General features: G+C 65.8%; 14 protein-coding genes and 1 pseudogene. 8 read left to right on the top strand and 7 right to left on the bottom strand.

The window, feature by feature from the left end:
- Positions 1-21: 21 nt before the first annotated feature.
- The 5 genes from CAP37_RS19510 (at position 22) to CAP37_RS19490 (ending at position 7,927) form a co-directional block, all read left to right on the top strand.
- Complete coding sequence (locus CAP37_RS19510) at positions 22-2,139, top strand: methyl-accepting chemotaxis protein (protein WP_086126139.1); 2,118 nt, start codon at positions 22-24, stop codon at positions 2,137-2,139.
- A gap of 30 nt (positions 2,140-2,169) precedes the next feature.
- Positions 2,170-3,711: a methyl-accepting chemotaxis protein gene (locus CAP37_RS19505; RefSeq protein ID WP_086126137.1), complete on the top strand. Its 1,542-nt coding sequence runs from the start codon at positions 2,170-2,172 to the stop codon at positions 3,709-3,711.
- Positions 3,712-3,780: 69 nt separating this feature from the next.
- The gene (locus tag CAP37_RS19500; protein ID WP_256927062.1) at positions 3,781-5,325 is read left to right on the top strand and encodes a methyl-accepting chemotaxis protein; all 1,545 of its coding nucleotides are present in this window, start codon (positions 3,781-3,783) and stop codon (positions 5,323-5,325) included.
- Between the two features lie 234 nt (positions 5,326-5,559).
- The gene (locus CAP37_RS19495; RefSeq protein ID WP_086126133.1) at positions 5,560-7,056 is read left to right on the top strand and encodes a M20 family metallopeptidase; all 1,497 of its coding nucleotides are present in this window, start codon (positions 5,560-5,562) and stop codon (positions 7,054-7,056) included.
- A gap of 16 nt (positions 7,057-7,072) precedes the next feature.
- Positions 7,073-7,927 (top strand): alpha/beta hydrolase, encoded by an 855-nt coding sequence (locus CAP37_RS19490; protein WP_086126131.1) that lies wholly within the window; start codon positions 7,073-7,075, stop codon positions 7,925-7,927.
- 17 nt (positions 7,928-7,944) lie between these two features.
- On the opposite strand, the gene CAP37_RS19485 is transcribed toward CAP37_RS19490, so the two are convergent.
- Genes CAP37_RS19485 through CAP37_RS19470 form a run of 4 tightly spaced genes read right to left on the bottom strand, consistent with a single transcriptional unit; the run spans position 7,945 to position 11,492 of the window.
- Positions 7,945-8,451, bottom strand: coding sequence for a YidB family protein (locus tag CAP37_RS19485; RefSeq protein WP_086126129.1), 507 nt, complete (start codon positions 8,449-8,451; stop codon positions 7,945-7,947).
- 37 nt (positions 8,452-8,488) lie between these two features.
- On the bottom strand, positions 8,489-9,664 hold the full coding sequence (locus CAP37_RS19480) for an MFS transporter (protein ID WP_086126127.1): 1,176 nt from the start codon (positions 9,662-9,664) through the stop codon (positions 8,489-8,491).
- Positions 9,661-10,398 carry a 16S rRNA (uracil(1498)-N(3))-methyltransferase gene (locus tag CAP37_RS19475; RefSeq protein ID WP_086126125.1) on the bottom strand — a complete coding sequence of 246 codons (738 nt, stop codon included), beginning with the start codon at positions 10,396-10,398 and terminating at the stop codon, positions 9,661-9,663. Before CAP37_RS19475 ends, CAP37_RS19480 begins: the two co-directional genes overlap by 4 nt.
- Before the next feature lie 2 nt (positions 10,399-10,400).
- Positions 10,401-11,492: an aminoglycoside phosphotransferase family protein gene (locus CAP37_RS19470; RefSeq protein ID WP_086126122.1), complete on the bottom strand. Its 1,092-nt coding sequence runs from the start codon at positions 11,490-11,492 to the stop codon at positions 10,401-10,403.
- Between the two features lie 147 nt (positions 11,493-11,639).
- Between CAP37_RS19470 and CAP37_RS19465 the strand changes: the two genes are divergently transcribed.
- The 3 genes from CAP37_RS19465 to rsmA are packed head-to-tail and all read left to right on the top strand — an operon-like array spanning position 11,640 to position 16,306.
- The gene (locus CAP37_RS19465) at positions 11,640-14,126 is read left to right on the top strand and encodes an LPS-assembly protein LptD (protein WP_256927060.1); all 2,487 of its coding nucleotides are present in this window, start codon (positions 11,640-11,642) and stop codon (positions 14,124-14,126) included.
- The gene (locus CAP37_RS19460) at positions 14,119-15,510 is read left to right on the top strand and encodes a peptidylprolyl isomerase (protein WP_086126116.1); all 1,392 of its coding nucleotides are present in this window, start codon (positions 14,119-14,121) and stop codon (positions 15,508-15,510) included. Before CAP37_RS19465 ends, CAP37_RS19460 begins: the two co-directional genes overlap by 8 nt.
- 25 nt (positions 15,511-15,535) lie before the next feature.
- Positions 15,536-16,306, top strand: coding sequence for a 16S rRNA (adenine(1518)-N(6)/adenine(1519)-N(6))-dimethyltransferase RsmA (rsmA, locus tag CAP37_RS19455; protein ID WP_086127131.1), 771 nt, complete (start codon positions 15,536-15,538; stop codon positions 16,304-16,306).
- Between the two features lie 192 nt (positions 16,307-16,498).
- On the opposite strand, the pseudogene CAP37_RS19450 reads toward rsmA, so the two are convergent.
- The 3 genes and pseudogenes from CAP37_RS19450 to CAP37_RS19440 all read right to left on the bottom strand — a co-directional run.
- Positions 16,499-16,894: pseudogene (locus tag CAP37_RS19450) on the bottom strand (barstar family protein); the annotation flags it as partial.
- Between the two features lie 54 nt (positions 16,895-16,948).
- Positions 16,949-17,296, bottom strand: coding sequence for a ribonuclease domain-containing protein (locus CAP37_RS19445; protein ID WP_256927059.1), 348 nt, complete (start codon positions 17,294-17,296; stop codon positions 16,949-16,951).
- A gap of 307 nt (positions 17,297-17,603) precedes the next feature.
- The gene (locus CAP37_RS19440) at positions 17,604-19,931 is read right to left on the bottom strand and encodes an NADP-dependent malic enzyme (protein ID WP_086126106.1); all 2,328 of its coding nucleotides are present in this window, start codon (positions 19,929-19,931) and stop codon (positions 17,604-17,606) included.
- Positions 19,932-20,039 lie beyond the last annotated feature (108 nt).

Here is a 20,039-nt window from a genome sequence, read left to right as displayed (position 1 = left end):
TTTCAACGAACACACGCTCCGATGAACACGTCATCCACCTCCACCAAATCCGTTGCCCGCCGGGTCTCGCTGCTCTCGGTAGCCATGCTCGCGGGCGTGCTCGTGCTCATCAGCGGCGTGATGGCCGTTGTGGCCGAGAGCCGCTCGCGCGAGAGCCTGGTCGAATGGGCCGGCGACAAGGCCGCCTCGGTGGCCAACTCGGTCGACGCCTTCGATACCACCGCGCGCATGATGACCGACCGGGCATACCGGCCGTTCCGCCAGAAGTTCGCCGACAAATTCGAGCTGGACGCCTCTGCCGGCATGCTCAAAAGCTGGGGCATGCTGCTCAATGGCGATTTCTCGGAGGTGGACACTTTCAACCGCACCAATGGCGGTGTGGCCACCATCTTCATGCGCAAGGGTGACGACTTCGAGCGCGTGAGCACGTCGCTGAAAAAGGAAAACGGCGAACGCGCCATGGGCACCTTGCTCGCGCGCAACCACCCGGCCTACCCGCTCATGCTCGAAGGCAAGGCCTACACCGGCCGCGCTGTGCTGTTCGGCAAGCCGTACATGACGCACTACGAAGCGATGCGCGACGAGGCCGGCAAGGTGGTCGGCATCCTGTTCATCGGATTCGACATCGCCGACTTCCAGGCGTCGCTCGACAAGCTGGTGAGCGAGGCACGATTTTTCGAGAGCGGAGGCACGTACATCGTCGATCCGCGCGCGAGCAACGCCGATGCCATCTTTGTGTCGCACCCCACCGCCGCCGGCAAGAAGGTGCTCGACGTCAATCCCGGCGCCGATGCCATGCTCACCAGCCTGCGCGAAACGCCGCAGGCATTCGTTCGCAGCGCGGCACCGCTTTTCAACGCCGAGATCCGCGACCCCTGGGTCAGCAAACGCGAGTCGGCCGCGGGCGGTTGGTGGATCGTCGCCGAGGTGTCCGACACCGAAGCCATGGCCGCTCACTGGAACAGCATGTACGCCTTGTGGGCCCTGCTGCTGGTGGCCACCGCCTTGCTCGGCGGCGGGCTCTACCTGCTGGTGCGCCGCAACGTGAGCCAGCCACTGGGTGAGCTCACCGAGGCCGTGACCACGGTGGCCCAGGGCGACCTGAGTCACGCCTTCCAGAGCAACCGTCAGGACGAAATCGGCCGTCTCGTGCGCGAAGTGGAAAGCATGCGCATGCGCTTTCTGGGGATGATGCGCGAGCTGCGCAGCGCGACGGACAGCATCAGCACGGCGTCGGTGGAGATTGCCTCCGGCAACCAGGACCTGAGTGCACGCACCGAGCAGGCGGCGAGCAGCCTGGAAGAGACGGCGGCCAGCATGGAGCAGCTCACCAGCACGGTGCGCCAGAGCGCCGATGCGGCACGCCAGGCGAACCAGCTTGCGGCCAGCGCGGCGGAGATTGCCGTGCGCGGTGGACAGGTGGTGGGCCAGGTGGTCACCACCATGGACGAGATCAACCACAGCAGCAAGAAGATCAGCGACATCATCGGCGTGATCGACGGCATCGCGTTCCAGACCAACATCCTGGCGCTCAATGCGGCGGTGGAGGCGGCGCGCGCGGGCGAGCAGGGCCGGGGCTTTGCGGTGGTCGCGGGTGAAGTGCGCAATCTGGCGCAACGCAGCGCGCAGGCGGCCAAGGAAATCAAGGGGCTGATCGGGGCGAGCGTGGACAAGGTGGAAACCGGTTCACGCCTGGTGGCCGATGCGGGCCAGACGATGAGCGAGATCGTGGGCTCGGTGCAGCGAGTGAGCGACATCATTGGCGAGATCACGGCGGCCGCGGGCGAGCAGAGCGACGGCATTGGCCAAGTCAACGTGGCGGTGACGCAGCTCGATCAGATGACGCAGCAGAACGCAGCGCTGGTCGAGCAGAGCGCGGCCGCGGCCGAGAGCCTGAAAGACCAGGCCGCCCGCCTCGACCAGGTCGTGCGCGTGTTCCGCACCGGCGATGCGCCGGCTTCGGTGGTCGCTCCGGCACCCCGAGCCACCCCGGCACCTTCACCCGTCGCTGCGCCGCGCGCTGTGGTGACCAAACCCGTTGCTCCCGCGCCCGCGCCCCAGCGTCCCGTGGTGCAAGCCCCCCGTCCCGAACCGGTCAAGGCGTCTGCCAGTGCCGAAGGCGACTGGGAAAGTTTCTGATCGCCCCCCGTTCCTTCTGGAGAAATAGACGTGTTTTTCAACAAGCTCAAGATCGGCCAGCGGCTGACCCTCGGATTCGCCAGTGTCCTGGCGCTGCTGCTGGTGCTGACCGCGCTCGCCTGGAATGGCTTGCGCAACGCGCAATCCGCCACCGAGCGCGTGGTCGTGCTCGAGCACCGCGCGGCTGTCACGGCGGAATGGGCGGCCAGCACCCGCCTCAACATCAACCGCGTGCTCGCCGTGGCCAAGTCCCGGGCCAATGCCGACGTCGACGCCTATTTCAAACCCATGATCGCGGACACCACGACGCGCATCAACGAATTGCAGAAGACGCTGGAGAACGAAATCAGCAGCAGCGAAGGCAAGGCGTTGCTGACGAAAATTTCCGAGCTGCGCACGGCCTACATTGCGGTGCGCAAGGTGTACTTCGACACGCTCAAGACCGGTGACCTGCAGGCCGCTGACCAGAAGCTCACCACAGGTCTGATGCCTGCCGCCGAAAGCTACGGCAATGCGCAGGGCGAGCTGCTGGCCTTCCAGCTGGGTCTGGTGGACAAGGCGGTGGCCACTTCAGAATTGACCATTCGCCACGCTGTGATGTGGCTCGTCGGGCTTGCCGCCGCTGCGGTCTTGCTGGCCAGCCTGATGGCCTGGCGCATCACCCGATCGGTGACCGTGCCCTTGAACGAAGCCGTCGCCATCGCCACCACGGTGGCAGCCGGTGACCTCACGCGACCAGTGCAGTCCGATCGCCACGACGAGCTGGGTGATCTGCTGCGTGCGCTGGGCGCCATGAAAACATCGCTCGTTCAAACCGTGGGCCAGGTGCGCAGCGCGACGGACAGCATCAGCACGGCGTCGGTGGAGATTGCCTCCGGCAACCAGGACCTGAGTGCACGCACCGAGCAGGCGGCGAGCAGCCTGGAAGAGACGGCGGCCAGCATGGAGCAGCTCACCAGCACGGTGCGCCAGAGCGCCGATGCGGCACGCCAGGCGAACCAGCTTGCGGCCAGCGCGGCGGAGATTGCCGTGCGCGGTGGACAGGTGGTGGGCCAGGTGGTCACCACCATGGACGAGATCAACCACAGCAGCAAGAAGATCAGCGACATCATCGGCGTGATCGACGGCATCGCGTTCCAGACCAACATCCTGGCGCTCAATGCGGCGGTGGAGGCGGCGCGCGCGGGCGAGCAGGGCCGGGGCTTTGCGGTGGTCGCGGGTGAAGTGCGCAATCTGGCGCAACGCAGCGCGCAGGCGGCCAAGGAAATCAAGGGGCTGATCGGGGCGAGCGTGGACAAGGTGGAAACCGGTTCACGCCTGGTGGCCGATGCGGGCCAGACGATGAGCGAGATCGTGGGCTCGGTGCAGCGCGTCTCCGACATCATTGGCGAGATCACGGCGGCCGCGGGCGAACAGAGCGACGGCATTGGCCAGGTCAACGTGGCGGTGACGCAGCTCGATCAGATGACGCAGCAGAACGCCGCGCTGGTCGAGCAGAGTGCGGCCGCAGCCGAGAGCCTGAAGGACCAGGCCGCCCGCCTCGACCAGGTCGTGCGCGTGTTCCGCCTGTAGCGCTTCGCCGGTCAGCCACACCCTTCCGATCTCCCACAAGAACGAGCTTTTTCGACCATGCAGGATCTCATGCGACAGTTTTCCATTCGTACCCGCATGGCGGGCGCCATCGGCGTTGTGCTGCTGTTGCTCGTGCTGGTGGGTGGCGCCGGCCTGTGGGGCATGTCGCGGCTGCACGCGCTCAGCAACGAATTCATGAACCACGCGTTCAAGGAAACGGTGACGCTGTCGCAACTGCAGGAGTCGCTGGGCGATCTGGGTCGCTACGAAAAGGACATGATCATCGGCTACGAGAAACCCGAGGCCGTGGCCAAGGCCAAGGCGCAATGGCTGGCTGCGCGCGATACCGCCCGGCAACAGATCGACCAGATGCTGGTCGGCGAGGAAGACGAAGACAACGCTCTGGTGCGCGAGATGAAGGACCAGCTGGCGAAGTACGTGGCCTTTGTCGAACCGGTGAGCGCACAGCTGGAAAGCGGCGGTTACGACACCGCCACGGTGGCCAACCGCGTGCTGGCCAGGGCGCATGAACAGTACGACGGCCTGATCCAGAACCTAGGAAAGGTCGAGGCGGTGCTGATTGCCGAAGCGGCCCAGCTCGAACAGGAAGGCCAGGCAACGCGGGGGCAGACCCTGACGCTGTTTGGCCTCGCCGTGGCCCTGGCGGCGGTGGTCGTGGTGCCCAGCACCTTGCTCAACATGCAAAGCATCTGCCGACCGGTGGAGGACGCGCAGCGGCTGGCGGGCGCCATTGCACGCGGCGACCTCACCCAGCCGGTGCCATCAAAGGGGCGCGACGAGCTGGCCGCGCTCATGAAGGCGCTGGGCGAGATGCAGACCTCGCTGGCCGGCATCGTGGGGCAGGTGCGCAGCTCGACCGACAACATCGGCACCGCGAGTGCCCAGATCGCCAGCGGCAACCAGGATTTGTCCAGCCGCACCGAGCAGGCCGCCAGCAGTCTGCAGCAGACCGCGGCCAGCATGGAGCAGCTCACCAGCACGGTGCGCCAGAGCGCCGATGCGGCGCGCCAGGCCACGCAGATGGCGGCCGCCAACGCCGAAGTGGCGGCACGCGGTGGGCAGGTGGTGAGCCAGGTGGTCACCACCATGGAAGAGATCAACCAGAGCAGCCAGAAGATCGGCGACATCATCGGCGTGATCGATGGCATTGCGTTCCAGACCAACATCCTGGCGCTGAACGCCGCGGTGGAAGCGGCGCGGGCTGGCGAGCAGGGCCGGGGGTTCGCCGTGGTGGCGGCCGAGGTGCGCAGCCTCGCGCAGCGCAGTGCGCAGGCGGCCAAGGAAATCAAGGGCCTGATCGAGGCCAGCGTGGGCAAGGTGGAAAACGGCACGCGTCTGGTGGCGCAGGCCGGCAGCACCATCGGCGAGATCGTGGCCAACGCGCAGAAGGTTTCGGCCTTCATTGGCGACATCACCACAGCCGCCACCGAGCAGTCGCAGGGCATCGGGCAGGTGAACACGGCGGTGAACCAGCTCGACCAGATGACCCAGCAAAACGCGGCACTGGTGGAGGAAAGTGCGGCGGCGGCGGACAGCCTGCGCGACCAGGCCCAGCGGCTGGCCGAGGTGGTCCGGGTCTTTCGGGTCGCCTGAAGCGAAACACCCCCCTGCGCCGCTGCGCAGCTTCCCCCCTCTCTGGCGCGCCTTCAGCGCTTGGACGGGGGACGGCAGCTTGGGCCGGCGGAGCCGTCCCAAGCTGTCTCTGGGTAGGGGCTGCCTGCGCCCCCAAAATCAGCGCGCCTGCCTATACTTGTTTCCCTGGCCACCGCGGCGGGCGAAATGTCTCTCGGCGCGTGGCGGCCCCCCACGCTTTCGGAGACCACCACCATGAACGCCCGCCTGCCTCATACCGCGCTCGACCCGGCCGCCTTGCAGGCCCATGTGGAATCGAGCTGGTCGAACACCATCGTGCCCGAGCTGGTGCGCTACATCGAGGTGCCTGCCAAGTCGCCCGCGTTCGATACCGATTGGGCCAGCCATGGATTGCTGGATCGCGTGCTGCACAGCGCCGCCGACTGGGTGCGCGCTCAACACGTCGAAGGCCTGACGCTGGAAGTGATTCAGCTCGACGACGCGCACGGCAAGCCGCGCACGCCGGTGCTGTTCTTTGAAGTGCCGGCCACCGCCGGGCGCGATGGCACGCCGGCGCCCGCTTCCGGGCAGACCGTGCTGATGTACGGCCACCTCGACAAACAACCCGAGTTCACCGGCTGGCGCAGCGACCTGGGCCCCTGGACGCCCAAGATCGACGACGGCAAGCTCTACGGGCGCGGAGGTGCGGACGACGGCTACGCGGTCTATGCCAGCATCGCCGCCCTGCAGGCGCTCAAGGCCCAGGGCGTGGCCCACCCGCGCATCGTTGGCCTGATTGAAACCTGCGAGGAAAGCGGGTCCGGCGACCTGCTGCCCTATGTGGATGCGCTGCGCGCGCGCCTGGGCGACGTGGGCCTGGTGATCTGTCTGGACAGCGGCGCTGGAAACTACGATCAGCTCTGGCTCACCACCAGCCTGCGCGGCATGGCCAGTGGTGTGCTCAAGGTGGAAATCCTCACCGAAGGCATTCACTCCGGCGATGCCTCGGGCCTGGTGCCCTCGAGCTTTCGCATCATGCGCCAGGTGCTCGACCGCCTGGAAGACAGCGCCACCGGCCGCCTGCTGCCGGCCAGCTTTCACTGCGAAGTGCCCATGGAGCGCGTGACACAGGCGAAAGCCACCGCCGCGATCCTGGGCGACGAACTCTACAAGCGTTTTCCGTGGGCCCACTACGACTGCGGTGGCGCCACGATGTTCGCGCTGCCCACCACCACCGATCCGGTCGAGGCCCTGCTCAATCGCACCTGGCGACCGACGCTCTCGGTCACCGGTGCGGAAGGCTTTCCTGAACTGCGCAACGCCGGCAATGTGCTGCGGCCTTACACCGCATTCAAGCTCAGCCTGCGCCTGCCGCCGCTGGTGGATGCACCCGCTGCCGTGCAGGAGCTCAAGGCGCTGCTGGAAGACAACGCGCCGTACCAGGCCCGCGTGACCTTCGAGGGTGAGGGCGCTGCCAGCGGCTGGAATGCACCGACCACGGCGCCATGGTTCGAGCAAGCCCTGCAAGCGGCCTCGCAGGCGCACTTCGGCGCTGGCTGCGGCACCATCGGCCAGGGCGGCACCATCCCGCTCATGAACATGCTCAGCAAGGGCTTTCCCAAGGCACAGATGATGGTCTGCGGCGTGCTGGGCCCCAAGAGCAACGCCCACGGTCCCAACGAATTTCTGCACCTGGAATACGCACGACGCCTCACTGCGACAGTGGCACAGGTCATGGCCCGCATGCCCTGAGCCGACGGGCGAGACCATGTCCGAAACCACCCAGGCTCCCTTCACCCTGCGCGACGGGCTGAACCTGGCGCTGTACGACTGGCCGCTGCCCATGCGCTGGCGACCGCGCGCGGTGGTGCTCATTGTGCACGGCCTGGGAGAGCACGCCTGGCGTTACGACCCCGTGGCGCACCGCCTCAACGAATGGGGCTTTTGTGTGCGCGCCTACGACCAGCGTGGCCACGGTGAATCGGGTGGCGCGCGGGGTGTGCTGCCGGACGACGATGCCTTGCTGGACGACCTGGCCGAAGTGCTCGAAGACACTCGGCGGCACATCGCAGAGCCCTGGTCGTGCCCCCTGATTCTGATGGGGCACAGCATGGGGGGGCTGGTGGCCGCCACGTTCGTTCAGCGCGGCATGGCGCAGATCGACGGCCTGGTGCTGTCATCGCCGGCGCTCGATGCGGGCATCGGCTGGCTGCAGCAGAAACTCATCAACCTGCTCTACCGCCATGCGCCCAACTTCGCTCTGTCCAACGGGCTGGACGCCAGCAAGATATCGCACAACGTGGCCACCGTGGAGGCCTACAAAAAGGACCCCCTGGTGCACGACCGCATCACCGCGCGGCTGGCGCATTTCATCAACAGCAATGGACCGCTGGTGGTGGCCGCTGCCCCGCGCTGGACCGTGCCCACGCTGCTCATGTACGCCGGCGCCGACCACCTGGTGCGGCCAGCGGGCAGCCAGGCATTTGCGGCGGCTGCGCCCGGCCACAAGGTGCACACGCAGCCCTTCGAGGGCCTGTACCACGAGATCTTCAACGAGGCCGACCCTTCGGCCGTGTTCGGCACCTTGAAGGCCTGGCTGGACCTGCAGGCACCGCCTGCCTGAGCAGCGTCGGCGAAGGGTCAGCGCCGGCCTTGCAGGAGCCCGCCGAGCGCGCCCATCAGGTCGCCACTGTTGCCGCCATTGCCACCCAAAAGCCCACCCAATCCACCCAACCCACCGAGGTCGCTTTCGGTGGGCAACTGGCCCTTGGGTGTGAGCTGGTCGATCAGCCCGGGCAGCAATTCGGCCAGAGTGCCCGAGGCCTGCTGCGGGCTTCCGCCCAGTTGAGAAGCGATCATGCCCATGAGGTCCGGGCCGAGCGCGCCGCCGAGCTGATCGCCAGAAACCGGCTGGTTGGCACCGGTGCCAATCCACGACTGCACCGCGTCACCGAGACCTCCGGATTGCAGCTTCGCCAGCAAACCCTGCAGACCGCCCAAGCTGGCGAGCACGCTGCCCACCAGCGCCATCAGCATCTGCGGGTCCATGCCGCCAGGCAGGCCACTGCCTGAAGTGGATGTCTGCCCTTGTGGTGAGCCCATGCCGGCCTGGGTGGCCGCGCCGATCAGTGAGTCCAGAAGTCCCATGGTCCTGCCCTTTCGTGTGGATGAGTGGCGCCGTGCGTCAGGCAGGATTCTGTGCCTGTCGGCGCACCCAGGCAAGCCAGAGCAGCGCCAGGCCAGTCAACGCCACCGGCACCAGCGAACCCACGTTCAGCCACTGCCAGCCCCGGGTGGTCACCAGTGCGCCCGAGGCGAACGAGGTGAGCGCCATGGTGGCGAACACGCAGAAATTGATGGCGGCCTGGGCGCGGTCTTTTTCCTCGGGCCGGTAAGCCTGCAGCGAGAGCGTGGTGCTGCCGGTGAACAGGAAGTTCCAGCCCACGCCGAGAAGAAAGAGCGCAATGATGAACTGGTGCAGGTCGACCCCCGAGAGGGCGACGGCGATGCAGGCGGCATTGAGCACCACCCCCACACCCATGATGGTGAGCACGCCGAAACGTTTGATGAGGTGACCCGTGATGAACCCCGGCGCGAACATGCCGATCACGTGCCATTCCAGCACCAGGGCGGCGTCTTCAAAAGGAAAACCGCACACCTGCATGGCCAGCGGCGTGGCGGCCATCAAGAGATTCATCACGCCGTAGCCCAGAGCGGCGCCGGCGGTGGCCACGATGAAGATCGGCTGGCGCATGATCACGCGCAGCGGGCGTCCCTGATTGGCCTTTGTGGTTTTCGGGGGAACGGGTGGAAACTGCATGAAGGCGATCACCGCCATGGATAGCAGCGCCACCACCGCCAGCGCGAGGTAAGCGCCGGCAAAAGGCACGCCCATCCAGTCCTTGGTGCGGGTGGCCAGATTGGGCCCGATCACCGCACCGGCCAGGCCACCGGCCAGCACCAGCGAAACCGCCTTTTCGCGGAACGCCGGTGTGCTCAACTCAGCGGCGGCAAAGCGGTAGAGCTGGCCGTTGGCGCTGTAGTAACCGGCGATCACGGTGGCGGCCACCAGCAGCCAGAAGTTGCGGTCCATCACCGCCCAGGCGCACAGCAATGCCGAGGCCAGCGCCACCAGCAGCCCGATCTGGAACGACGCCTTGCGGCCCAGCGCGCTCTGCGCGCGCGCCACCAGCGGCGTGGACAGCGCCCCACCCACCACATAGCCCATCACCGGCAGCGTGGCCATCCAGCCCAGCGGCGCCAGCGACAGCCCCACCAGCCCGTTGATGGCGATGAACACCACGTTGTTCGTGAGGAAGAGGCCTTGCGCGCTGGCGAGCAGCCAGAGGTTCTTGTTCATGAGGCGAGCGACATCACCAGAGCCGCCAGCGCAGCTGTTTCTGCGCGCAGCACCCTCGGGCCCAAGGTCACGGGCGTGAAGCCAGCGGCGAGGGCCAGGGACTCCTCGTGGGGATTCAGGCCGCCCTCTGGTCCGCTCAGAAAGCGCACCGGTGACAGCGCGGAGGCGCTCTGCAGCAGCTGCGGCAGCGAGCTGGTGCCTTCGGCCAGCGACAGCAGGCAACGCAACTCGGGCGACGCTGAGTCCACCGGTGGAAGGGACTTGAGCCACGCGGCCAGTTCTCCCACGGCGTGCACCTCGGGAATGCGGTTTGCGCCGCATTGTTCGCACGACGCCACCGCCACCGATTGCCAGTGCGCCTGCTTCTTGATGGAGCGTTCGCCGGCCAGGCGCAGCACGCTGCGGGCGGTGTGCAATGGCTGAAGGCTGGCGGCGCCCAGCTCGGCCGCTTTTTCCACCAGCCAGTCCATGCGTTCGTTGGCTGGCATGCCCAGGGCCAGGTGCACGGGCCGAGCCGGTTCGCGTTCGATGGCGTGATGGGGGCCCACGGTCACGTGCACGTCGCTTCGGCCCATGAGGCTGATGGTGGCGTCCCACTCGCCGCCGTTGCCAGTGAAGAGGGTGATGTGTTGTCCGGGTTGCAGGCGCAGCACCTGGACGTGGCGCGCAGCGGTGGCCGGCAGTGCCAGGGTCTGCCCCTGGACCAGTCGCACGGGGCAATGGAAGCGGGGCATGCTCAGACCCGCCCGAAGGCGTAGCCCGAAGCCGCCTGCAGGCCTTCGACCTCGTCGATCAGCTGCAGCAAGGGTCCCAGCGCCCGGTAGCGGTGGGCGGTGTGGCGGATGTAAGCGATGAAACGTGGCGTGTCGGCGAGGTACTTGGGCTTGCCATCGCGCAGCGTGAGGCGCGCGAAGATGCCGGCCACCTTCAGATGCCGCTGCAGGCCCATCCACTCCACGCCTCGGTAGAAGGCACCGAAGTCGCTGTGCCAGTCCTCAAAATCCATCAGGCCGGCTGCGCGCGCCTTCTCCCAGTAGCGCACGGTCACATCGATCACGAAGTCTTCCTCCCACGTCAGGAAGGCGTCGCGCATCAGACTCGCGACGTCGTAGGTGATGGGGCCGTGCACCGCATCCTGGAAGTCGAGCACGCCGAGTTGCTGCGCGGGGGTGTCGCCAGGCTGCGAGGGCAGCATCAAATTTCGCGGCATGAAGTCGCGGTGCACATACACCTGCGGCGAGGCCAGGTTGTGGGCCACGATGGAATCGAACGCTTTCTCCAGCGTGCGCGACTGAGAGTCAGTGAGCGTGAAAGCCTTGTGCTGCTGCAGGTACCAGTCGGGGAACAGCTGCAGCTCGCGCCGCAGCAGGGCTTCGTTGTAGGGGGGGAGCACACCGGGCCGCGAGGCCAGTTGCCATACCAGCAACGCATCGAGGGCCTGCATGTAGCGAGCATGGTTGGCTTGCGCGTTGCCGGCATCGATGCCGTCCAGCATGGTCTGGTGGCCCAGATCTGTAAGCAGCATGAAACCCTGCGGCTCGTCCCAGGCCAGCACCTCGGGGACCAGCAGTCCGGCCTCGCGCATGAGGCGGGCCACCTTTACAAACGGCTCGCAGTTCTCATGCGCCGGGGGCGCGTCCATCACGATCAGGCTGTGACCCGCCTGCGCATCGATGCGCAGGTAGCGGCGAAAACTCGCGTCGGCCGACGCCGGGCGCAGGGTAGGCGCCAACAGGGCAAATCGTTCCTGCAGCGGCGCCAGCCACTGTTGGAACGCGGCCTCCCGCGAGGCATCGGGCCACGCGACAGCGGGGATGGGCAGGGTCATGATGATGTTGGGTGTCGGGTCGGCCGTTGCTCGGTCTGAGCCCGCGACGGGCAGTGGATAATGCCACCTGATTCTACAAACCCCCCTGCTGGGCAGGCAGCCGGCTCCCATGCGTGTCCAGGTAGCCGGGCCAACGAACTCTTCTCCTTGAACCGTCGCACCGACCCGCAGCGCTCCGGCCTCGCCCACCGCGGCAGGCGCGCTCCCCTCTTCGTGGCCGCACCCGTTGCGCGGGGCGTGCACGTGCTGCTCGCCTTGCTCGCGCTGGGCGCCCTGGCATCGCCGGGCTGGGTGCGTGCCCAGTCTGGCGATGGCGACGATGCCGCCCCAACCACCCCGGCCACAGGCCTCAAGCCCAGCGGCATGTTGCAGGAAACCCTGCCGGAGGGCGCGCGCCAGCAGGCGCCCACCTTCATCTCGGGTGACCGCATTGAAGGCCAGACCGATGGGGTGACGGCGGTGGAAGGTTCGGCCGAGCTGCGTCGGCACGACATCGTGATCCGGGGCGATCGATTGCAGATCAACCAGAGCAACAACGACGCCCGGGCCACCGGCAACGTGCTCGTCAACCGCGATGGCAACCGCTTTCGTGGGCCCGACCTGCAGCTCAACATGGACACCTTTCAGGGGACGTTCACCCAGCCCACCTTCGAGCTGCTCGAAAACGAAGGCAAGGGCGACGCCAGCCGGGTCGATTTCATCGACAAAGACCATGCCAACGCGTATGACGCGCGCTACTCCACCTGCCCGCGAACCCCCGGCGCGGACTGGATGCCCGACTGGATGGTGCGCGCCTCGCGCATCGAGTTCGACAACGTGGAGGAAATCGGCAAGGCCACCAACGGCGTGCTGGAATTCAAGGGCGTGCCCATCCTCGGCGCGCCTTACTTCACCTTCCCACTGACCGATGCACGCAAGTCGGGCCTGCTGCCGCCGACGCTGAACATCGACAACATCAGTGGCCTGGAATTCACGCAGCCGTATTACCTCAACCTCGCACCCAATTTCGACGCCACGCTCTACCCCACGTTCATGAGCAAGCGCGGCGTGGATCTGGGCGGCGAGTTCCGTTACCTGCAGCCGAGCTATTCCGGGCAGGTGCGTGGCGCGTTCATGCCGTCGGACCAGCTGCGCAACGCCGACCGCTGGGGCTACACGTTGCAGCATCAGCAGAACCTGACCAAGCTGACCGACCGGCTGGGCGCCAACGGGTCCACCGGCCTATACCTGAACCTCAACCGCGTGAGCGATGACGACTACTGGCGCGACTTTCCCCGCGCCACCGCATCGCTGACCACGCGCTTGCTGGCCAGCGATGCGGTGGTGAGCTGGGGGCGTGGCCCCTGGGCGGTGAGCGCGGGCACCTACAGCTGGCAGACGCTGCAGGACATCGACGCACCGATCACCCCGCCGTACGACCGCCTGCCGTCGATTGCCGCACGCTACAGCCAGGGCGACACCCGTATCGCCGGGCTGGGCGGCTGGGACTGGTCGGTGCTCACCGACTTCACCCGTTTTGAATCGAACCCGCTGCTCACGCGCCAGACCAATGGCTCGCGCACCATGTCGGTGGCCGAGATCAGCCGCCGCTGGCTCGCGCCGGGCTGGTTCGTCAAGCCGCGCGCGCAGCTGCACGCCACCCATTACAACTTTGACAACCCGCTGGCGAACGGCGCACGCAGCGCCACGCGCGTGGTGCCCACCGTCAGCCTGGACAGCGGGCTCGTCTTCGAGCGCGACGCCAGTTACTTTGGTCGTTCCTTCGTTCAGACGCTGGAGCCGCGCGCGTTCTTCACCTGGACGCCATTCCGCGATCAGAGCCTGTTGCCCAACTACGACTCGGCGACGAACGACTTCAACTTTGCCTCCATCTTTTCGGAGAACGTGTTTGGTGGAAACGACCGCATCTCCGACACCCGGGCGCTCACCCTCGGCGTGAGTTCGCGCCTGCTCGATCCCGGCACCGGTGCCGAAATGGTGCGTGTGGGCGTGGCCCAACGCTACCTGTTTCAGGATCAGAACGTCTTTTTGCCCAACGCCCGCGGTCTGCCAGGCGGCGATCCGGTCACCGAGCAGTTGAGCGACATCCTGGTGGCCACGCGCGTGCAGTGGAGCCCACGCTGGTCGATCGACACCAACGTGCAGTTCAACCCGAGCAACCGCGAGTCGGTGCGCACCACGCTGGGCGGCCGCTACACCCCGGGCAACTACCGCGTGTTCAGCGCGGCTTACCGCCTGCAACGCGGCACCAGCGAACAGTTCGACATCGGCTGGCAGTGGCCGCTCAACGACCTCTGGGGCGAACCGGCCTACACCAAAGTGCCGGGTCGAGGCCTCGGCCCGGGTCAGTGGTACAGCGTGGGCCGCGTCAACTACAGCGTGCCGGACAAGAAGGTGGTCGATCTGGTGGCCGGCTTTGAGTACGATGCCGGATGCTGGGTCGGACGCGTGGTGCTCGAGCGCCTGCAGCGCAGCGGCGCCACGGCCAACCAGCGTATCCTGTTCCAGCTGGAGTTCACCGGGTTCTCGCGATTGGGCTCCAACCCGCTCCGAACCCTCAAGGAAAATGTGCCGCGCTATCAGTACCTGCGTGAAGAAATCAACCCGCCCAGCCGGTTCCAACAATATGACTGACCGCTTTCCCGTCTGCATCCGCCCGGCCATCTGGCTGGCGTGCGCCACCCTGTTGGGGTCCCTGTCTGTTCAAGCGCAGGGCCTGCGCCCTTCGGGCCAGCTCGACCTGCCGCGCAATGCGCCCGCCTCCGTGGGCGCCGCCAACGTGCAAGGCACCGCCGACTACATCGTCGCCCTGGTCAACTCCGAGCCCGTGACCAACAACGAGGTGCGTCAACGCCTCGTGCGCGTGGAGCAGCAGCTGGCTCAGCAGGGCGCGCCCATGCCCCCTCGCGATCAACTGGCCCGCCAGGTGCTCGAACAGATCATCAACGAGCGCATCCAGATCCAGCAAGCCACCGAGCTGGGCATCACGGTGAGTGAAGCCGATGTGACTCAGGCCGAGCAATCCATTGCCGCGCAGAACCAGCTGAACCCCGAGCAGTTCCGCCGCCGCCTGGCTGCTGAAGGCGTGGACATCAACCGCCTGCGCAACGACTTGCGCAGCCAGATCCTGCTGCAGCGCGTGCGCGAGCGGCAGGTCGACTCGCGCGTGCGCGTGACCGAAGCCGACATCGACGACTTCATTCGCGAGCAACAGGGCAGCGATGTTCTCGCCAACCTCGAACTCAACCTGGCGCACATCCTCTTCATCGTGCCCGAGGGCGCCAGCCCCGAGCGCATCAAGGAGTTGCAGGACAAGGCTCAAGGCGTGGCAGATCGTGCGCGCGCAGGCGCGGACTTCGCGCAACTCGCGCGTGAGTTCTCCAGCGCACCGGAGCGCGTCAATGGAGGCGAGTTCGGCATGCGGCAAGCCGAGCGTCTGCCTTCGCTGTTCGTGGACGCCACGCGTTCGCTGAGCGTGGGCGCCATCGCCGGACCGCTGCGAAGCCCCGCAGGTTTTCACATTCTCAAAGTGCTCGACAAGCGGCAGGCCGGCATGCCCGACGTCAATGTGACCCAGACCCGGGCACGTCACATCCTGCTGCGACCCGATGGCCAGCTCAGTCAGGCAGACGCGGTGAGCCGCCTCAATGGCTGGCGGCAGCAACTGGCCAGCGGGCAGGGGAGCTTCGAGGCGCTCGCCCGCGAGCACAGCCAGGATGGTTCAGCCAGCCAGGGCGGCGATCTGGGCTGGGCGGGCCCTGGCCAGTTTGTGCCCGAGTTCGAGCAGGCCATGAACAGCTTGCGGCCAGGTGAAGTGTCGGCGCCGCTCGTCTCGCGCTTTGGCGTGCACCTCATCAAGGTCGAGGAGCGCCGTCAGACCAAGCTTTCAGCGCGCGAGCAACGCGAGATCGTCCGTGGCCTGGTGCGCGAGAAAAAGACCGAGGAAGCCTTGCGGGTCTGGGCGCAGGACGTGCGCGGGCGCGCCTTCATCGAATACCGCGAAGCGCCCCAGCGGTGAAGCGCGGTCGGGCGACTTGCTGGCCATGAAGCACATTGCGCGCAAGCGCTTCGGCCAGCATTTCCTCACCGATGGCGCCGTCATTGAGGCGATCGTCGGGTTGATCGCGCCGCAACGCAGCGACGCCATGATCGAGATCGGACCCGGGCTCGCCGCGCTGACGCAGCCCTTGGTCGAGCGCCTGGGGCGTCTCACGGTGATTGAACTGGATCGTGATCTCGCGCAACGCCTGCGGGGCCATGGCCAGCTGGAGGTCGTGGAGTCGGACGTCCTGAAGGTGGATTTCACCGCGCTGGCCGAGCGTCTGGGCACGCCGCATGTTCGAGTGGTCGGCAACCTGCCGTACAACATCTCGACGCCGATCCTGTTTCACCTGCTTGATCACGTGAGCGTGGTGAAGGACCAGCACTTCATGCTTCAGAAAGAAGTGATTGACCGCATGGTGGCCAGGCCCGGCACGTCAGACTACAGCCGGCTTTCGGTCATGCTGCAGTGGCGTTACGCGATGGAGAACGTGCTGTTCGTGCCACCCGAGAGCTTCGATCCACCACCTCGCGTGGACAGCGCCATCGTGCGCATGGTGCCATTGGCCGAACCGCCAGCCATCGACGTGGCGCACTACGGCGCGCTGGTGCAGACCGCCTTCAGCCAGCGCCGCAAGATCCTGCGCAACACGCTGGGCCGCTGGCTCGAAGAAAAAGGATTCACGGGTGAGTTCGACCTGCAACGCCGGGCCGAAGAAGTGCCTGTGAGCGAATACGTTCAGCTGGCCCAAAGAACGCAGTCACAGGAATGAAAAAAGCCGCTGCAAGTACAGCGGCTTTTTCAAGAGATCGCCTGTTCAGGCTGCGGCGAGCCAGTAACCGGCGTTGAACGGGCTGCTCATGCGCAGCGCCATCGGGCTCACGTCCAGGATCTTGTCCGTGGGCATGGGCTCATCGCTGTGCACCTCGATCTGCTCTTCGCCCTTGGGCGAGCGCGCCACCGAGAACGAATAGAAGCACCGGAACGGAATCTTGCGATCGGACCAGTAGTCGGCGGCATCGCGGAAGATGTCCAGCAACTGCTCGCGCGCTTCCTTGTCGAATTTGGCGTGCGCAGGAATGTGCTCCAGCACCACGATGAACCCGGTCTGCGGCCCTGACTTGTGAACCATGTCGGTCATGCAGTCGTAGAGCGCATCGAAGTTCTTGCCGAAGTGCGAAGGCAAGGTGTATTGCGCAGCGATCAATTCCAGCACGTCCTGCTTGCTCTGGGCTTTGGCCAGGTTGGCGTACAGGAAGTGATGTCCCAAGTGCTCGGCCGCGGCCTGCAGGTCTTTCACGCCATGGGCGCGAATCGACTGAACGATATTGGGTCGTACGTTACGAAGTGGCGTGTCCATCTCCGCGTCTCTTTCTAAGGTCAAAGTTAAAAATCCGCTCACATCACCCAAGACTTACTGCACCACCAGCCGGAAGCTGTTGTAGTGGTCTTCGGTGTAATAACACGCGTCAGGCCAACGGGGTTTGAAGCCGCCGCACACGATCCGCCGGGCTCCCCGGTGACTCAGGCCCGGGGTGGGTACCGTGTATTCCCGGTAGTACCCACGCTTCTGGCCTGGCAACAGGCGCTCGCGATTGCCGAACACCGTGCCGTCTTTCTCGTAACGGAAGGGCCCACCTTGCCGGATCAGGCCCAATACTTCCTGGCCTTGTACCGGCAAGCCGGAGATCGACATGGGTGCTGAGGCAAGTGCCGGAGCCACAGCTTCGGGGGATCGGGCTTGCACCACCAAGGTGCTCATCGTGACCAATACGGTGGCCGCAATGACCCCGATGGCCACTCCCCTGACGCTCCCGATGCGAGTCCGGATCTGCTTCAGATCCATGAGATTGCCCTGCCTTCTGATGCGATCAACCCGCCTCCGGCACTGGACAAAATGAGCGAAAAAGCATTCTTTTGCAGAGCGACTTGGGCCGGGTTAACCCTGAAATCCAAGCTCGCTAGTGTGCCTGAGCCGGCCCGAAAATGCAAGGGCCTGCTGAAAAAGAGGGCAAACTCAGGGCATCAAAACTGTGTGCAAAAGTTAGTGCTTGCTTTTACAAGAAGCTTCAACGGGAAACGTTTGCGTCGGCCACGGTGAGGGCGGTCATGTTGACAATGCGGCGCACGGTGGCGCTTGCCGTGAGGATGTGCACCGGCTTGTCGGCGCCCAGCAGCACAGGGCCGATGGCGATGTTTCCGCCAGCTGCCGTCTTCAGGAGGTTGTAGGCGATGTTCGCGGCGTCGATGTTGGGCAGCACCAGCAGGTTGGCCGCACCTTTGAGGGTCGAGTTCGGCATGAGTGCCTGGCGGGCCGCCGGGTCCAATGCCACATCTCCGTGCATTTCGCCGTCCGCTTCCAGCCAGGGCGCCTGCTCGCGCAAGAGCGCCAGCGTGCGGCGCATCTTGATGGCGCTCGGTTCGTCGCTGGAGCCAAAGTTGGAATGCGAAAGCAGGGCGGCTTTGGGCACCAGGCCAAAACGCAGCATCTCCTCTGCCGCCATCACCGTGATCTCGCAGAGCTCCTCAGGTGTCGGGTCGTAGTTGACGTGGGTGTCGACCAGAAACAGCTGGCGCCCTGGCAACATCAATCCGTTCATGCAGGCGTAAATGCGCACGTCCTGCGCAGTGCTGGGGCTGCCACCCGCGCGCTTGCCGATCACCTCGTCGATGTACTTCAGGTGCGTGTGGGTCGAGCCCCAGGTGCCGCAGATCATGCCGTCGACCTCGCCCTTGTGCAGCAGCATGGAGCCAATCAATGTGAGACGGCGGCGCATCTCGATCTTGGCCAGTTGCGCGGTCACGCCCTTGCGCTCGGTCATGCGGTGGTAGGTCTGCCAGAAGTCGCGGTAGCGGCTGTCCTGCTCGACGTTGACGATGTCGTAGTCGAGCTCTTCGCGCAGCCGCAGGCCGAATTTCTCGATGCGCTGCGCAATGATCTGCGGGCGCCCGATCAACGTGGGCCGGGCAAGCCCTTCGTCGACCACGATCTGGCAGGCGCGCAGCACGCGCTCCTCTTCGCCCTCGGCGTAGGCCACCCGCTTGCGCTCGGCCAGTTTCGCGGCGGCAAAAATCGGTTTCATGATCGTGCCGGAGGCAAACACGAAGCTCTGCAGCCGTTCGCGGTAGGCGGCCATGTCGGTCACCGGACGCAGCGCCACGCCGCTGTCGGCGGCCGCCTGTGCCACGGCCGGCGCGATCTTCATCATGAGGCGCGGGTCGAACGGTTTGGGGATCAGGTACTCGGGGCCAAAGGCCAGCTTCTCACCGGCGTAGGCGGCTGCCACCACCTCGCTCTGCTCGGCCTGCGCCAGTTCGGCGATGGCGTGCACCGCCGCGATCTCCATCTCGTCGGTGATGGTGGAGGCGCCCGCGTCGAGCGCGCCACGGAAGATGTAGGGAAAGCACAGGACGTTGTTGACCTGGTTCGGGTAGTCGGTGCGGCCTGTCGCCATGATGGCGTCGTCGCGCACCGCCTTCACATCCTCGGGCGAGATCTCGGGATTCGGATTGGCCAATGCCAGGATGAGCGGGTTGGCGGCCATGCTCTTGACCATGTCCTGCTTCAGCACGCCTCCGGCGGACAGGCCCAGGAAAATGTCGGCACCGGCAATCACATCGCGCAGGGTCCGGTGGTCGGTCGCCTGCGCAAACTGGATCTTGTCCTCGTCCATCAGTTCGGTGCGGCCTTCATAAACCACACCGGCCAGATCGGTCACCCAGATGTTCTCGCGCGGTATGCCCAGCTTGACCAGCAGGCCCAGACAGGCCAGGGCCGCGGCGCCAGCGCCCGAGGTAACGAGCTTGATCTTTTTCGGATCCTTCTTGACCACCTTCAGGCCGTTGAGGATGGCGGCACCGACCACGATGGCGGTGCCGTGCTGATCGTCGTGGAAGACCGGAATCTTCATGCGTTCGCGCAGCTTGCGCTCGACGTAGAAGCAGTCAGGCGCCTTGATGTCTTCGAGGTTGATGCCGCCGAACGTGGGCTCGAGCGAAGCAATGATCTCGACCAGCTTGTCCGGGTCTTTCTCGTTAATCTCGATGTCGAACACATCGATGCCCGAGAACTTCTTGAACAGCACGCCCTTGCCTTCCATCACGGGCTTGGCGGCGAGTGGGCCGATGTCGCCCAGGCCGAGCACGGCGGTGCCGTTGGTGATGACCGCCACGAGGTTGCCGCGGCTGGTGTACTTGAAGGCGTTGGCCGGATCGGCCACGATCTCCTCGCACGGTGCGGCAACGCCGGGCGAGTAGGCCAGCGCAAGGTCGCGCTGGTTGGTGAGCTGCTTGGTGGCGGCAATGGCCACTTTGCCCGGGATCGGAAACTCGTGGTACTCGAGTGCGGCGCGGCGCAATTCGGCGCGCTTGTTCTCAGGGCTGTTGTCCATGCTCATGCTCTTGTCTCCAGCGATTGTTATCTTGCGATGCGGAACGGAATCGCGCATTCTAAAGCGGTGACCGGGAAAACCCTAGTACGTAAAACTGCGCAAAGCGTCGCAACG

The organism is Hydrogenophaga sp. IBVHS1 (assembly GCF_002127265.1).
In the GTDB taxonomy this organism is placed as follows: domain Bacteria; phylum Pseudomonadota; class Gammaproteobacteria; order Burkholderiales; family Burkholderiaceae_C; genus Hydrogenophaga.
The sequence above is the reverse complement of the archived record's forward strand: the minus strand, read 5'-3'. Positions and strand labels throughout refer to the sequence as shown.